This is a genomic window from Leptospira sanjuanensis (genome assembly GCF_022267375.1).
GTDB classification, from domain to species: domain Bacteria; phylum Spirochaetota; class Leptospiria; order Leptospirales; family Leptospiraceae; genus Leptospira; species Leptospira sanjuanensis.
Window position 1 is genome coordinate 54,988 of the sequence record NZ_JAIZBH010000003.1, and the last position, 14,536, is coordinate 69,523.

General features: G+C 40.7%; 20 protein-coding genes. 3 read left to right on the forward strand and 17 right to left on the reverse strand.

The genetic code is table 11. The features are described from left to right. Window positions 1–13 precede the first annotated feature (13 nt). The 17 genes from LFX17_RS20610 to LFX17_RS20690 all read right to left on the reverse strand — a co-directional run bounded on the left by LFX17_RS20610 (window position 14) and on the right by LFX17_RS20690 (window position 11,791). On the reverse strand, window positions 14–1,138 hold the full coding sequence (locus tag LFX17_RS20610) for a hypothetical protein (protein ID WP_238748815.1): 1,125 nt from the start codon (window positions 1,136–1,138) through the stop codon (window positions 14–16). Continuing rightward, complete coding sequence (locus tag LFX17_RS20615; RefSeq protein WP_238748816.1) at window positions 1,135–1,401, reverse strand: cold-shock protein; 267 nt, start codon at window positions 1,399–1,401, stop codon at window positions 1,135–1,137. The genes LFX17_RS20610 and LFX17_RS20615 overlap by 4 nt, the downstream gene beginning before the upstream one ends. Further along, window positions 1,359–1,919, reverse strand: coding sequence for a hypothetical protein (locus LFX17_RS20620; RefSeq protein ID WP_238748842.1), 561 nt, complete (start codon window positions 1,917–1,919; stop codon window positions 1,359–1,361). Before LFX17_RS20620 ends, LFX17_RS20615 begins: the two co-directional genes overlap by 43 nt. A gap of 7 nt (window positions 1,920–1,926) precedes the next feature. After that, complete coding sequence (locus tag LFX17_RS20625; protein WP_238748817.1) at window positions 1,927–2,904, reverse strand: hypothetical protein; 978 nt, start codon at window positions 2,902–2,904, stop codon at window positions 1,927–1,929. 19 nt (window positions 2,905–2,923) lie between these two features. Then, the gene (locus tag LFX17_RS20630; protein WP_238748818.1) at window positions 2,924–3,400 is read right to left on the reverse strand and encodes a hypothetical protein; all 477 of its coding nucleotides are present in this window, start codon (window positions 3,398–3,400) and stop codon (window positions 2,924–2,926) included. Between the two features lie 68 nt (window positions 3,401–3,468). Continuing rightward, entirely contained in the window at window positions 3,469–4,854 is a 1,386-nt protein-coding gene (locus LFX17_RS20635) for a PBSX family phage terminase large subunit (protein WP_406600729.1), read from the reverse strand. A gap of 22 nt (window positions 4,855–4,876) precedes the next feature. Further along, a complete protein-coding gene (locus LFX17_RS20640) occupies window positions 4,877–5,464 on the reverse strand; it encodes a hypothetical protein (protein WP_238748819.1) in 588 nt (195 codons plus the stop codon). Window positions 5,465–5,515: 51 nt separating this feature from the next. Continuing rightward, window positions 5,516–6,475, reverse strand: coding sequence for a DNA-methyltransferase (locus tag LFX17_RS20645; protein WP_238748820.1), 960 nt, complete (start codon window positions 6,473–6,475; stop codon window positions 5,516–5,518). After that, window positions 6,472–7,338 (reverse strand): helix-turn-helix domain-containing protein, encoded by an 867-nt coding sequence (locus LFX17_RS20650; protein ID WP_406600730.1) that lies wholly within the window; start codon window positions 7,336–7,338, stop codon window positions 6,472–6,474. The genes LFX17_RS20645 and LFX17_RS20650 overlap by 4 nt, the downstream gene beginning before the upstream one ends. A 128-nt stretch (window positions 7,339–7,466) precedes the next feature. Then, window positions 7,467–8,465: a DNA-methyltransferase gene (locus LFX17_RS20655; protein ID WP_238748821.1), complete on the reverse strand. Its 999-nt coding sequence runs from the start codon at window positions 8,463–8,465 to the stop codon at window positions 7,467–7,469. 159 nt (window positions 8,466–8,624) lie between these two features. Next, window positions 8,625–8,882, reverse strand: a complete 258-nt coding sequence (locus tag LFX17_RS20660) for a hypothetical protein (RefSeq protein ID WP_238748822.1) — start codon at window positions 8,880–8,882, stop codon at window positions 8,625–8,627. A gap of 16 nt (window positions 8,883–8,898) precedes the next feature. Further along, a complete protein-coding gene (locus tag LFX17_RS20665) occupies window positions 8,899–9,102 on the reverse strand; it encodes a hypothetical protein (protein ID WP_238748823.1) in 204 nt (67 codons plus the stop codon). Continuing rightward, complete coding sequence (locus LFX17_RS20670) at window positions 9,099–10,322, reverse strand: helix-turn-helix domain-containing protein (RefSeq protein WP_238748824.1); 1,224 nt, start codon at window positions 10,320–10,322, stop codon at window positions 9,099–9,101. Before LFX17_RS20670 ends, LFX17_RS20665 begins: the two co-directional genes overlap by 4 nt. 15 nt (window positions 10,323–10,337) lie before the next feature. After that, a complete protein-coding gene (locus tag LFX17_RS20675; protein ID WP_238748825.1) occupies window positions 10,338–10,682 on the reverse strand; it encodes a hypothetical protein in 345 nt (114 codons plus the stop codon). A 94-nt stretch (window positions 10,683–10,776) separates the two neighbouring features. Next, complete coding sequence (locus LFX17_RS20680; protein ID WP_238748826.1) at window positions 10,777–11,109, reverse strand: hypothetical protein; 333 nt, start codon at window positions 11,107–11,109, stop codon at window positions 10,777–10,779. Further along, complete coding sequence (locus tag LFX17_RS20685) at window positions 11,106–11,441, reverse strand: hypothetical protein (protein WP_238748827.1); 336 nt, start codon at window positions 11,439–11,441, stop codon at window positions 11,106–11,108. Before LFX17_RS20685 ends, LFX17_RS20680 begins: the two co-directional genes overlap by 4 nt. A gap of 23 nt (window positions 11,442–11,464) precedes the next feature. Further along, on the reverse strand, window positions 11,465–11,791 hold the full coding sequence (locus tag LFX17_RS20690; protein ID WP_238748828.1) for a hypothetical protein: 327 nt from the start codon (window positions 11,789–11,791) through the stop codon (window positions 11,465–11,467). A 324-nt stretch (window positions 11,792–12,115) separates the two neighbouring features. Between LFX17_RS20690 and LFX17_RS20695 the strand changes: the two genes are divergently transcribed. The 3 genes from LFX17_RS20695 to LFX17_RS20705 all read left to right on the forward strand — a co-directional run bounded on the left by LFX17_RS20695 (window position 12,116) and on the right by LFX17_RS20705 (window position 14,399). After that, a complete protein-coding gene (locus LFX17_RS20695; RefSeq protein ID WP_238748829.1) occupies window positions 12,116–12,619 on the forward strand; it encodes a hypothetical protein in 504 nt (167 codons plus the stop codon). Between the two features lie 303 nt (window positions 12,620–12,922). After that, window positions 12,923–13,666: a ParA family protein gene (locus LFX17_RS20700; protein ID WP_238748830.1), complete on the forward strand. Its 744-nt coding sequence runs from the start codon at window positions 12,923–12,925 to the stop codon at window positions 13,664–13,666. Further along, entirely contained in the window at window positions 13,653–14,399 is a 747-nt protein-coding gene (locus LFX17_RS20705; RefSeq protein WP_238748831.1) for a hypothetical protein, read from the forward strand. The genes LFX17_RS20700 and LFX17_RS20705 overlap by 14 nt, the downstream gene beginning before the upstream one ends. Window positions 14,400–14,536 lie beyond the last annotated feature (137 nt).

The following is a 14,536-nucleotide window of genomic DNA, read 5'->3' on the forward strand; positions in this document are numbered from 1 at the left end:
CGATTTCTTTCCTTTATTGTCCGGCTATTCCGCGCGCGTTTAGATTCGGTATAGGTTTCATCTTGAAAATCTTCGGTTTGTCCCGGTCTTCTCCGGAACCACCTTCGAGAAACCCTGAAACTCGAAACGTCGGGTGATAGTCGTAGATGATAGAATAACCGTTTCTCGGCTTATCGGTAAGCCACTGGATCTTTGAATCTCCAAAAAGAATAAAGTCCTTTCCGCGTTTGTGATATATAAGGCCGTTTCTGCCTTTTGAAACTACCTGATCGATGTTTTGAATCGGTGAGTAGGAAACTGTATCGAGAGTCGAGTTTTGAAACGGAATAAATTCGGAATGCCTGAGAGTCGAAACAAGAAGCGTTATTATATCACCCTCACCCATACGATACCCGGCTCCAATGACTCCCATCAGATCGCCGTCAAAAAAAGTGTTTTGGCTGCCGCTGAATATCTTTCTCGAATCAGGTTCCGCGCGGTATGTCTTGTATCCGACCTTTACCGCGTTAAAAAACGAGACCTTTAACCGGACAAGTCCTGAAACTCTTCTTGCAAAAACAACGGAGTTAAATGTGTTTCCGGTAACGTCTAACTTTTCGGGTTCTTGGCCTTCCGGTGCCGAATATGCTTCGAGAACGTGAGCGATTGCCCCCAAAGGCATTTTTGGAAAAACTTCGTATTCGTTTTCGCAAATTCCTTCGAGATATATCTCTTCCAGCATACTCACTTTGTATTTTAATAGAACACTGTTCCAATATTTTAGAGTCTCTTCGACTTCGATAAATTCGTCATGGATTCTTTTAATCGAAAGAGGTTTGTGAGTTTCGCGGGATATTAGAATTGCACTATCTACTTCCCGGATCGGTGCAAAGCGTGTATAGACTTTGTTTCCTTCGACTTTGTATGCGAGTTCTTCGGAGATTTCTAACGTTTCCTGAAAACTCCGGATCCAACCTTCAAAACAAAACCGGCAATCGGGAATTCTTTCCTCAACCGGACAAGGACAGGGCGTAAGCCTAAACCAAAGTGCCGATTCTCCTCTGCGATCGATCATCTCCTCGTTTGTTAGAGGAGTTAAAACGTTGGGTTTGGTTGTGATTGAAAAGGGGGTTTGCCCCCCTTTGCCGGATCTTCTCAACAGTATTGAATGCGCGTTGCTTGCGTTACAAACTCAGATCGTTTTTTGTCGTAGCCTCTACGAAGTTCGAAAGATACATTGAGTCCACTTTTTAGGTGTTCGTCTTTGATTTCGGAATATTTCGCGTTAAAGAAATATTCGCGTCCGTTTGATACGATAAACCCGAATCCGCCTCTATTCTCGTCTCTGTTCCAAGGCACGTATTTTTTAATGGTTCCGATTAAATAGTCTGTATTTTCCACTGAATATAATTTGTGAGCCATTCCTCGGAACTTTCTTCCGGCTCTTGGCAACACGTAGGTTCCTCCCAGACCCCTACGGAAAAAATTACTCCAGATTTCGTTATCGGTCCGTATTTTCTTTCAAGCCTGATTCGTTCCTCGTTTGCCTCAACGTTTTCTTTGTACTGCTGGTCCGTTACAAGTCTTCGGTTTGCATCTCTCGCGCGGCCTTCTCGAAAGATTTCTGAAATTTCATCGTCCGGCTCGTCTTCTATCTCCTCTAAACTGATTTCATAATATTCATGTCCGCAATTCGGATGAACCGGACAACAAAACGTATATTCGGAAAACTTTAAATTAGCGTTGTTCTTTCCGGGCCAAACGGCAATGTCCGTTAATGGATCACCGGAAAACTTGTCCCCACCTAAATAGGTAAGACCAAGACTTGCCATATATTTTTTATCTTTTAGATGCGCTTCGGAAGGAAAGACTCTGGCAATGAGTTTTTTAAACTCCCGGCATTTGTCGCAAGTCACCGGATAGTGTGTGTCAGTATGCAAATGTGGTTTAGTAGTTACCACCGCCGAAACCTACATACGACGGTGTAGTTCTTTCATTTGCGAGATAGAGAAGTTTTCCGTTATTAAAATTGATTTGAACCTCCGTAAATGCAAACCGGGCCATATCTCTGTTTAGATGATCTGTTACAAGTTTCTCATAGCGGCGTTCACGACGTTGTCTTAATGAATCCGAAATTCCCTCTTCAAAAAGTCCGAGTGCTTCTTTGATTTCCGTATCATCCGGCGAGATCATCAACGAACGAATTTCTTCTTCGGTTGCGTTTCTTGCCAATGCCTCCGCGATTTGCCTGCGATACATTTTTGTTATGAGTTCGTAGGCTTTTCCTTTTCGCTCTCCATTCTTGTCATATATTGCAAGCCACTCAGCTCCCCGACCTTGCGCGTAAAGAAGAGAGTAAGTTTGTTCTTTTGTGAGTCCTACCTCTTCGGAAAGGAGGTCAATGTCTTCAAGTCCGGGTAAGTTGTGGGCGACTGCGGTTTCGGAGAACTCAGGCAAGGTCATTTCCTTTAGCTCTTCTTCCTCGACTCCTTTTCCTAACAAGTATTCCGCAACGTATCCGAGAATCGACGCTTTATTTCTTTCTTGAAGATAGATCCGGTTCCAGTCGAGTGCGAGAAAGTCAAAAATCTCTTGGTCTGCGCTCTCAAGTTCATCTCGAGAGACTGTTCCTTCGGGGAACGTGAGAGTTCCGGTCTGTTTTTTTAAATACGAATAATCTTTTTCAGGTTCCGGCGTGACGTTAAGAGTCCGAGGCATATACCGCGGCCTTATAATCAACTCTCCGAAGAATTTTCGTCGCAAGGCTCCCATAACATCGGACCAAAGTGATTTTTGAATTCGGAAATGAATTCCGGATCTTGGGTCTCCAAGAAATGCGTATTGAAGAGAAAGGAAAAAATAAAGCCACGCATAAGTCAGTTCTCTTACGACGCGGAATTCTGAAAGCGGGGATTCTCTTTGCACTTTTTTTAGAAACTCCCTCTTACTTTCCGGCTTCCGTAAGAAGTTTACCGGCCTTCCAAAAAAGGGTATGGAGTACGGTGTCTCTTTCGTTTTGGTTTGTGATCGCTGAACTTAGCGCGTCAAAAAGAATCTGCCTTTCCTGAGAGGAAAGTTTTTGGATTCGTTCACTTAGTCCATTTTCGCGCTGTTCTTCTTTCAAAAGGTTTGCAGACTTTAAAAGTTTAAAGGCTTTCGTGAATGTGAGAAAAAGAACCGTGTCACGAGGTTGTCCGTTTACGAACGAGGAATAGAGGCTATCAAAGAGTGTTTGTTTTTCTTTTTCCGGAAGCGACAAAACATCTTTTGAAAAATCCGATTGGAACTCTGCGACTTCCTTGCTTTCTTTTATTTGATTTTTACTTTCTACTATTTCTTGTTCTGTGTTTTCTAACTCTTCCGAACTCGGTTCAATTCGATTTTCTTCCGCATTTTCATTTTCTAAAATTGATTCTTCCATATCCTCTTTCCTATTCTTGTCTTGAAAAGAGGATACCGATCTACAACGTATCGGAATGAATTTCTAGCCTATCTCCTATGTGCTAAAAACCCTTCTCCCACTCCAAACCTGGAAAGGCGTTCTTTGCGAAGGGCTTCGATTCCTTTCGGTCTTTTGGAAAGTTCTATTTTTACTTTCTCCAAAGGTACAGTTTGGACCGCGTGTTTTTTTCCCACTACCCGAAGAGCGAAATACCTGAGTGCGTCCATCGCGTGATCGTGATTTTTTACGGGGATTTCTTTTGCGTTCTTGTTATCTTTCGTTTCTTCCCAGGAATAAATCGAAAACTCCTCGATAACATGTACGCATGTCCGAAAAATTCTCAGTTTGATTCCGTGTACTGCTTCAAGTAGTTTTATAACCGCTTGAATTCCGGTGGATACATCTTTGTCGGCGGCGATCGTCGAGAAACCGCACTCGGCCATTGTCGCGCGGTCCTCTGCGTCGTGGTCGGCTGTTAGAAAGAGGTTCGGTTTTCTATATTGTTTTATCTCCTCGCAGTGCGCGCGTACCGTTTTTTCTGCAACGTAGTATTCATCCGCGAGATACCAAGTCTCGTTCGATTTGTCGTAATAAAACCAGAGAAATACGAAAGGGTTTGTGTATCCGAAATCAATCGATCCAGCACAGTCCCATTCCGGCGGAATCTCAAAAGGCTCTACGATCGCGTTTTCAAATTTAGGATATACGAGTCCTTGAACGTCTACCCACTGTCCGAGGTATAATCGATCGCGTTCTATGCCCGTAAGTTCGTTTAGAAGCTCCTTATACTCTTCGGAAAGATGTGGATTATCGAGCGGCGTCCAGTGGCGTCTTGAAATCCGCTTAATCCTGTGCGCGAGTAGAGCTTCGCCGGTCTCCGGGTCTTGTCTTAATACGAAATACTTGAATATCCAGTGAAATCGGTTACGCGGGTTACAATCGACGATCAGCTTGTTTGTAAGATCGTGTCTAACGTAACTGAGTCTTGTTTTGATTTTTTGAAACGTTGCGTATGAAATTTGAGTCGCTTCGTTTATAAAAATCGTATTAAACTCGGTCCCCATGATTTTTTCTACGCGGTCTGAATCATCAAGACCGGCGGCGTAAATTTCAGAACCGTTTGAGAAGGTTACAAGTAACTCGGATTCGTTTATTTCGTAGTCTTGACCTTTACGAAAGCCCATGTCTCGAAGGCACGGCAAAAGTGTCTGTTTCCAAACAGACATTCGAAGGTGGTTAAGTCGGTAACGCGCAATTAGATGACGGGATTCTTTTGAGATCCAAGCTCTCGATATGATCGCTTTGATTACAAGATAAGTTTTGCCGGATCGTGCTCCACCGTCGTAACAGATTTCTTGTACAAAGTGGTTACTCCAATCCTCATCGAGTGCAAGAGATTGTTTTTCCGAGAAGACCTTTCGTCTTGATTGAATCCTGTATTTCTTTTGCGGTTCATCATTTTGAGTTTTCTTCTTCCGCAGAAATCACTTTCCCGCCGATCATCTTCTCAATCGTTCCGGGCTTTTCTCCGACTCCCGAAATGATTTGAATATTGATTTGGCTCTTCTCTCCTTCCGGAGAATCTTGGCGGATAGTTTCCGGTAGTCCAAGGGATCGGAGAAGTTCGCGGGTTATAAGATTTCTTGATTTTAATAGAAGGGAGATTTCTACGTTTGTAGTTTCAGAATCATAGAGTTTGTCACGGAGAAGATTTAGGTATTCCGTTGCTTCCTGGTTAAGTCTAGCCAACGCCGCCACTTTATCCGTCACGATTTGGAGTTCGGATTCTTCCCTCACTTTTCCTCGAATTTCCTCACGGACCACTGTCCACCCGTTTCGCTGGATATAGTTGTCTAAGGTCTTGTAGGAAATTTTAAATTTCCTACAGATTGTTTCGCGCTTCTCACCGCGAACGTAGTCGATTCTTATCTCTTCAATTCGTTCACTCGACAGGCCGCGTGTGGCAAGAGTCTTTTTCGAAGACTGATTCTTTGTTTTTTTGGGAACCTTTTTCTTTGTTCCCTTGTTTGGCGATTTACCCACTTACGTTACTTTAAAGGTTTCGAATCTATCGTACAAACGAATTTGTTTTATTCATGATGCGCGTCTCTTTTGAAAGGATTCGAGATTTTCTCTTGCTTCACGACAAGACCTTGAGTCTAAATCAATTCCTATAAACTTACGATCGTTTTTAAGGGCCGCTATTCCGGTTGTCCCTTCACCGGCGAACGGATCTAAAACAATTCCGCCTTTAGGCGATCCGGCAAGAATACAATTCTCGAATAGTTCGAGGGGGCCGACCGCCGTATGTCTTTTCCTGGAATTCGGGGTTTGAATTTGCCAGACCGAACGACGATGTGCGGTAAAGTCGCGGTTTGCAATTTTATTTCGGATGATCCGATTTTTCACAGATGTCGGATCTTCGGCGTTCGTAAGGGAATAGTCTTTGAGACTTTTAGATTCTAAAAGACTGTGTTCTGTCGCGCCCATCGATTTGAGTAATGAGCTGGGATTTTGGTTTTCGTGACTGATTCCATTTATCGGAACGGCGACTCCCTTTTGATCGAAGAAGTATTCCTTTAAATCCTTCACGAAAAATAAAACGTATTCATGTGACACGGTGAACCTTTTCGTTACAGACTCCGGTTTACAAGATCCGACATTTCCTGTTTTGAGTGTGATCGACTTCGCCCATACGATTTCTTGAATGAAGTGATAGCCGACAGATTTCATCGAGTCCTTAAACCCGAACGGAATCGACAACGCTTGTCCGTCGCGGAAAGTGTCTCCGAGATTTACAAACACGGTTGCCGATCTTTTTAAAAGTCCACGAGCTTCTAAAAAAACATCTTTTAGATTTTGAAAGTAGGAGTTTGTTTCTCCCTCTCTTCCAATTTCCATTTTCGAAAGCGGGTCAGTATTCTCTAAATAATATCTTTTTTGGAAATACGGAGGTGAGGTTACAAGACAATCAATCGATTCTTTGAATCTTCCTGATTTCGACAATTCTCTTAAAACCTTTGATGAGTGGCCTTGAAGGATTTCGTAATTCATGCGGCCCTTTCCTGGCAGTAAATCGCAATCGATTCGAAGAGCTTATTTGAACATTCCCATTTTCCGCCTTCAAGCTCGGCAAGATACGATTGAGAGTATCCAAGAGCTTGAGAAAGTTGAAACTGAGTAAGCCCCGCGTCTTTTCTGAGTTGCTTGATCCTGTTTGCAAATTCGGAGTTCTCCGGCTTAAAGTTCTTGTTAAAATACTTGGAACGGGCAGCTTCCGCACACTCCCGGACAACGGTTTTAAAATTTCCGCGCCACTCGTAATTTAGATTTCTTCCCGCGACTTTCAAAAGAAAGTTTCCATCCGGAAGACCGCAGAGATTCACTCTTAACCCTTTGATTTTTTTCTCTTTCCATAGTTCAATCAGAGACTCTAAGGTTTCTTCCTTTGTGGATCCGCGTCTTATTTTTTTTAGATCCCCTTTTAGCGTGAAAATCGAAATTCCTGTATTTACCGAAATCTCTTTGAGTCTTTCAATTTTCACCTTTGACCCATTCAAGAATTCCGGACAGTAGACCTTGTATATTTTGATTCTTCCTTTCAGGCCGACTTGTCTTTTGACAAGGTTCCTTGAAATCATATATGCAAGTTCGTCCTCTGGACTTACTACATATCCTAGAATGGAAATCCAACCGAGTAACCGGGCCGCTTTGATTCGGTTCTCTCCGGAAAGACAGATGTATGTATCAAGATTCGAGTTATATTTAACTGAAATCGGTTCATGAAGTCCGTGCGAATCCATATCGATCGAGAGGGTCCGAATATATTCCTCGTTTTTCTCTTCAAAGAGATCGCTATTTTTTTCGTGAAACTCAATTCTATCTAATCGTATGGTTTGGACTTGAAGGTCTTTTATTTGCGGTTCTAAATTACGTTTTGAAATTTCTTTCTTCACTAATCCGTCTTAGCAAGACTTATATAAAAGGGTCCATTCTTCTCTTACATGAACCGAAGAAAAAAGTAAGGACTGTCTTATTCAAATGGTCATATTTTTAAATTCGTAAACAACGTTTCTTCTTTCTTAATTCTTTCTTTGGCCTCGTTTGCGTATTTCTGTGAAAGTTCAATACCTGTAAATTCGCATCCAAATTTTAATGCGACAAGTGCGGTTGTCCCCGATCCTAAAAACGGATCTAAAACACTTGCCGGCCTTTTGTTTTGAATACAACTGCAAGGCGGCGAATCAAATTCTCGAATTTGAATTCCACAAGTTTCACATACACCGATTCGACTCGTAGTTGATTTGATGCAGTCCTCAATCAATTCCGGGGGGAAGGTCGCAGTATGTGAAGTTTTAGAAGGTTTTGTTGTTACAGTCCAAACTGTGCGTTTGTTCTTCCTTTCTCGAATTGTCCTCGCTGTCTTTCCGCGTTTGCCGTAATAGACTTCGCGTCCGTTATTAAAAATCGAAACAGCCTTCGGTCTAAAACTTTTGTGGCCTGGTATTAAAGAAACTGAGGGTTCTGAAATCGCGGGAGCGTCATAGTAATATTTGTCGGATTTTGTAAAATGGAAAAGGTATTCGTGGGAAACCGCGCACCGGTCTTTCACGGAAGACGGTTGCGAGTTCGGTTTGTTCCAAATGATGTCTTGTCTAAGATACCAACCTGAATCTTGTAACGCGATCGCAAGCCTCCAAGGAATTCCGATTAGGTCTTTTTTTTTCAGTTCTTTTATGCGAACCGGGAAAGGTGGGTTTTCTTTTTCTTTCCAATTTTCTTTTGAATACGTGTCCCCTATAACGATCCAAAGGCTTCCATCCGGTCTAAGAACTCTTCTTACTTCAATAAAGATACGAACTAATCGTTCAAGGTATTCGTTCGGTGAGTTTTCGATTCCAATTTGGTTTTTGTGGCCATAGTCGCGGAGTCTGAAATACGGGGGAGAAGTGACAACACTATGAAAGTAGTTCTCCGGGATTTTCTTTAAGGTTTCAAAAGCGTCGCCGATTAAAATTGAATTTCGTAATTCGTTTTCATCCAAGAATCAGAAATTTATTCTATGTTTCTGAATCGGTGTTCTTTGGTTTTACCTTCTGTTTTATTTAACTTATGAGGGGAATTTTGTAGAAGGGTTTATTTTAGTTCTTCCCCATTGTAAGTTATGTTTTTTTGAAGATTCCTCCTTTTTTAGCGGGCCTTTTTATGCCGCTTTATAAAAAACGGTTCCGTTTCTCCAAATTTTTGTTTTTACGGGTCGACCTTTACTCTTTTCCGAATAAACGTAATGTTGAACGGAATACTCTATACCTTCCGGGGCCGTCTTTTGTAGTCTCTTGGCTTCCTCGATTGCCTTTTCTTTCGCACCTCCACCGATATATTTCTGTCCAGTCGAAACCCACATTCGATTAGACTTATCAATGTTGTTGTGCAGGAATATAGCATACTCTTCTCTTCTCATATTCTCTTTTCTTTTTTTAAGCCGCGTCGTTTACTTTCCAACTTCGTTCGTTTCGGATTTTGTCCATGAGTTTAATCGCGGCCCTGCGATCTAAGAACAGATATTCTCCTTCCTTATTCCATCCTACAAAAACTTCGTTGTCTTCGAGTAGGTTCTCTATATTCGTTTTTTCTTTTTTGATTCTTGTTTGGCTCTCTGGTTTGGTTTTTACGGTATTCATGCAATTCTCTTTTGGTTAAATTCTTCTTCGTTTTCGCTTTTTGTTTTTTCAACTAATACAAGCCGTTGGGTTAGTGTTGGGTAAATCTCGTTTACGAACTTCTCAAAGAGAATTTTCTTCGTTCCTTCATACTGAGTCGAGTCTTGGTTTCTTATGTAGAACTCAAGCTGTGATCCAAATAGTAATTTGGTCCCCCTACCCCACTCCAAAAAACACTCATACGCGTTTCTTCCTTGGTACTCAGATTTTCCTTTTTCTTCTTTTGGTTTTTGTCCTTGGGTATTTTCCTTCATCGGTTTCCTTCTTTCGAAATTTTCTTTTCGCTTGGTTTTGATTTCATCCGTTCGTTCCGGTCGTTCAAATAGACGGGACCAAAATTTAGCTACGGATTCTGGACTTACGGGTTGTTCCGCCCAAAACTTGGGGTCTTCTTTTCTGAGTTTTTTTAGGGTCTTGATCTTCAATTCGACTTCGGTCCAATTGCCTTTTGAGAATTCGAAAAGTGTGTTCAGAGCCTTTAGCTCAGAAACAGGTTGGCCCATTTCACTTTGGTGCTCTTTGAAATAGTGGTCTTGAAAATCGATTAGCCAACCGTTTGGAAAGTTGTATCGAACCGGCTCGAAGGGCTTTCGGTTTTCTGCTTGTTGATTTTCCGAGTCCGCTTGTGCGCCCGCGCCTTTGTACTCTCTAGGGTTTTTGAGTTCTTGGAAAGAACGTACTTGGGTATTCAGTACTTGGTTTAAAGTATTTGAATGCAGGCTGTTTTCTGCGCTCTGTGTTTCTGTGCTTCGATTTTCTGAGCACAGAAAAAAATCATTGTATTCGTCGGCAGAGGACAGTCCTTCCGTTTTTGGTTGAGGTTTCGTTTTTTTATTGCGAGTGTAGGAATTCTTTTCCTTCGGCTCGTTTGCAATTTTTGAAACTTCAAAAAAGTACCAATTATTTTCCAGTCTTCTTGTTTCGGGATTCCATTCTTTTTTAAATTCAGCGTATCCGTATTCTACAAGTTCTTTGAATCCGGATGCTACGCTTGAAACGCTGTCCCGTTTCAATCTCGCGACGGATTTAATTGAATGTCTGTAATGATCCGGATAGCGCAGAACCGACATAAGTATCGATGTCGCCTTGTGACTCATGCGATCATCGTCTATAAAGTCGTTTTTAACTACTGAATAGTCTCGGTCTTTAATGACGCGAAAGACTCTTTTTTCTATTTGCATGGCAGGAATTCTTATTTATGCGGCTTCGTCTGATCGACCGTTCGCGGCCTTAATGTACATCGAGAACGGAATCTCAATCCCTTTTTTCTTTTCACGTTTCCAGATCGTTAATCCAAATTCCAAGATACGTTCGATCGCGTTTATATCGTGAGCGAAATAGTAAAGATTTCCCCTGTCTCTGAAACTAAGTCCCGTGTCTCCGATGTGAATCTCAAGATCCGGTATTAGAATACTTTTGTATGTTCCCGGCTCTGTGCTTTTCTCTCTATATTGATGTTTGTATAGGAGTATTTCTACTCTCGTTTTATTTTTGATTCGAGTCCTGTCCAGAAGGCCCGAATCCTTTAATTCTTTTTCCAATGTCTCTTCCTGGGAATTTTTATTTTTTGTAGAAAGTAGACTCAAAACTCTATTGCGATTTTTTTATATTTCTATGATCTGATTTCCGTTTTTGTTATGCTACGAATAAGGCTTTCATATTAGGGAAGTAATGAAAATGCCAAATCGTTACCTCTCCCCACGGCCCGTAGCTCCGGCTTTCTTTTTCTTCCACGTATCCGAAGTTCTTTAGTTTTCTCAATACCTGCAAATTCTCTTTCTCTGTCGAGGTTGTCCTTGATGAGATAAGCCTTAGTGTAACTTTTTCTTTTCTTTGGAGGTCCAGTGCTAAGGCAAGAAACCCCGTTTCGGTGAAACTAAGCCGAGGATCATCTAAAAAACTTCCCTCTTCCAGTTCCATATCGCGGATTTTATCGATGTAATAATGATTCAGCGCGCGTTTCTTCATGCAGTTGTTCCCTGAATTGCTAATGGATCTAGATATTGATTCTTATTTACGAACAGAGAAATTTGTTTCCAATTCGAATCTAGGTCATTTAATAACTCTTCAATCGTGTTTGAATTCGCTACCATCTGAAAGGAGTGACCTTTGATTTTAAAAATGATTTCATTTTCACTTTTAATATGAATCAAAAGGTTTGATAATATCCTATGTTCATAGATTCGATGATCGGTTCCCAGCTCTTTCCATTTATACTTGTGGAGAAGCATTGCTACTTTTACCATTTCGGAGTTTCTAAATCCTACGCTCTTGCTCGGGATCAATTTTAAATTATCCAATTTCTTTTTCCTTCCTTTGCCTGTTATTCCATTTTCGAATATTTTTTATTGAGTTCTTCGATTATCTCCCTTGAAGTTAGCGGCCTAAATCGGTATCGGAAAATTTCGATACCGAAAAGTGCCAGCAGTCCTACAGAAAAAATTATGAAAATTACGTTCATTCCTCTACCCTGCCTTTTTTGTTCCGGTTTTTCTTCGCCGTATTGGATGTGATTTTCTATGACCCAATCAATACACCAGGCATGTTTAGGGTGACCGTAGACGATCTCACCGGACCGCGCGTCCTCGACCCAATACTCAGGCCACCCCTCCCCTATCGGGTAAATTTTTAGGTAATTCAGAGGGTCCATTTAGCTTTTTTCCGTTTAATTTTAGTCCCAAAGTATACATCGCAAAAAAGGACATCTGGTTTCTCTGAAATCCCTTTCGAGCTACTTTCAAATTTTTGAATATTATTCTCGTTTATACCTTGCGAAATTCCGGGGTTTTGCGAACCTGACTCCGTAATATTCGATAATTTACGTTTTAAATTATGGCAAACTCCTATCCCAAAAATATGTATATTAGGCTTTTTGAATGCCTCATTTCTTCGTTTTGTAACGGTCGCGAGTTCAATTTGAGTCCTTTGACAAGGGAAATTCATGGTTTTTTAGGTTTGCCGAGTTTTCCTGTGCTTGGCACTGGAAATTCCTTTTTTTGTCATAGTGTGCAATCATTGCACACTGTCAACACAAACTGAGTGCAATATTGCACACTACTTATTTATGAAATCATCAAGACCGGAAAGATTCAAGATTATTGAAAAAGATTTGAATTTCAATAGAGAGCAGATGGGGACACGATGCTTTGGTGTCAAAATTCGGCAGTATAGCTATTTCAAGACCGGCGAACAAGAGCCCACTCCGGAACAATGGGGCAAATTTGAAAAAGCTACCGGGTACAGGTGGCAATGGGTCGCGACTGGCAAAGGTCCAGTAAAACTAACAAACCCCAAGGGCGAGTTAGCTTCTCTCGAGATGGAAATTGAAAATCTGAGGCGACTTGAGGCTAAGGTTAATTCACTTAAACTGAAAGAGCGTCTTTTTCTAATCCCTGAAAACTTGCCTGAAAGCGAACTGAAAGCCCTTCACGATTTCTTAGATTATTTTTCAAAATCAGTTCGCAGACTTGAAAAATAGCCGTATCCGTGGCGATTACTGCCTTCTCTCCCCCGAGAACTTCTCTAAGATACTCGGCAAAAACTCTTCGCAAGTCCGCTAGCAATTCGTCGTTAAGTTCTGATGTATATTCTTGATCCATATCGCCAGCTTTTCCAAGATTTAGTTAGGAGGTCAAACATTCCAGAATTCAAGGAGAATGCAGGATATAATTTGGAATATCCACTAATACCTTTTTCAAATTTGTAACGCGTTACAAATTTGAAATTTTTAAAATTTTGAAAATACGCTTTCATTTTTTTAAAGCTACATAATTTTTTCCACATGGCGAGAATTATCTGTTTAGTTTCTAACAAAGGCGGAGTCACAAAAACGACGCTATCAATTGGCACGGGGCAGGCGCTCGTTCACGATGGCTATTCTGTTCTAATTATCGATTTTGATAACAATAACAATTTGTCAGTTATTTCATTATACGGACACCCCAAAGAAGAACTTGTACGAACGAGAAATTTAGCCACGGCCCTTTCCGGTGCCGATACCCTTGAAGATGTAATCTGGACTTCTCCAGCCTTTGGATTCGATGTAATTCCTACTTATGGAAAAATTAACGATTTAAACTATCGGTTGCTAACTGATCCATCCATAGAGGTAAGATTGCGCTTAGAATTACAGGCACTAAAGAAAAAATATGATTTTATCATTTTAGACTGCAACCCGCTTCTAAATGAAACCACAAAATTTGCATTAAAGATTTCGGACCTTGGCATTGCACCCTTAGAAGAAGATACAGATAATTTAGGTGGTGTACTTGATGTAATTAATTTCAGGAATGATTTCAAAATCAAAACTCCAGTGAAAGCTCTTAGGAGCAACATTAGCCGATCTAAGGAAGATTATTTGAAAAAGGCAGCAAATCATAACGGCATCGATACTCTTAACTCAGTCATATACACAAATTCCAGCATTAAAACTGCAAAAAACATACGGCAACCAATTCCGCCAAAAAACGAAGCATTCAATTTTTTCCTTTCACTTACTAAGGAGCTAATCAATGAAACCAAATAATAGCATAAAGGCAAAAAAGGATGCTGCTTTCTTTAATCCATCCAAAATCAATTCTGAATCCGGACCAAACCTATCCTTAGTTGAACAAAATAGCGAAATAGAATCCTCGACTCCCGAAGTTGTTATAAATATAAATAAGTTGCTTGTGGGCGCAGAAAACGATCAAAAAAGCAGCATTCTGAAACAACTCCAAATCGGGATTCTCCTTTTAGAAACGAAACATACCATTAAACACGGTACTTTTATGAACTGGGTCGAGGAACACTTTTCAGTAGAGGCAGAAGGAAGAAAAAAAATGTCATATTCCCTCGCTTCTAAATATATGTATCTTGCTCAAAATCAAGAAAGAGTTTTAGAAGATATAAAAAAGGTTGGGCCTCAGTCACTTCGATATTATTTAACATTTTTAAATGACGATAAATTGCTATTGGAGGGTGGGGTCGACGGTGCAGAAGAAAACGGTTCTGGCGAAATTCCAATTAACAAAGTTAATCAGGATAAAGAACGCATACAGGAATTAATTAAATTATTTAGGTCTAATCAGAAAATTTCGAAAGAAGACGCGATCTCAATAACGAAATATATTGAGGAAAGAGCAACATCAATTCAAGTCAAAGCCAGCATAAAAATAGATAAATTAAATACCTTTGCAACGGAAGTAAAAACAAAATATAAATTAGCACCCGAAGTGGTTAGCGGGAAAAAAAGCCAGTCGGCCAAAAAATCAAAATAATAGCTCAATTTTGTAACGCGTTACAAAATTGAAAAAATCTTAATTATCGATAAAAAATTCTTGTACTCGAATTTGGATTTAGTAAATTGAACCTGAACTTGACGTTGAAGTTCACCACGATTTAAGATCAAAAACCT

Bases quoted from the DNA above. Each gene is read 5' to 3' on its own strand.
- LFX17_RS20690 (WP_238748828.1), bottom strand. From the start codon at position 11,791: ATGGACCCTCTGAATTACCTAAAAATTTACCCGATAGGGGAGGGGTGG.
- LFX17_RS20630 (WP_238748818.1), bottom strand. From the start codon at position 3,400: ATGGAAGAATCAATTTTAGAAAATGAAAATGCGGAAGAAAATCGAATT.
- LFX17_RS20670 (WP_238748824.1), bottom strand. From the start codon at position 10,322: ATGCAAATAGAAAAAAGAGTCTTTCGCGTCATTAAAGACCGAGACTAT.
- LFX17_RS20700 (WP_238748830.1), top strand. From the start codon at position 12,923: ATGGCGAGAATTATCTGTTTAGTTTCTAACAAAGGCGGAGTCACAAAA.
- LFX17_RS20615 (WP_238748816.1), bottom strand. From the start codon at position 1,401: ATGGCTCACAAATTATATTCAGTGGAAAATACAGACTATTTAATCGGA.
- LFX17_RS20665 (WP_238748823.1), bottom strand. From the start codon at position 9,102: ATGAATACCGTAAAAACCAAACCAGAGAGCCAAACAAGAATCAAAAAA.
- LFX17_RS20645 (WP_238748820.1), bottom strand. From the start codon at position 6,475: ATGAATTACGAAATCCTTCAAGGCCACTCATCAAAGGTTTTAAGAGAA.
- LFX17_RS20705 (WP_238748831.1), top strand. From the start codon at position 13,653: ATGAAACCAAATAATAGCATAAAGGCAAAAAAGGATGCTGCTTTCTTT.
- LFX17_RS20680 (WP_238748826.1), bottom strand. From the start codon at position 11,109: ATGAAGAAACGCGCGCTGAATCATTATTACATCGATAAAATCCGCGAT.
- LFX17_RS20660 (WP_238748822.1), bottom strand. From the start codon at position 8,882: ATGAGAAGAGAAGAGTATGCTATATTCCTGCACAACAACATTGATAAG.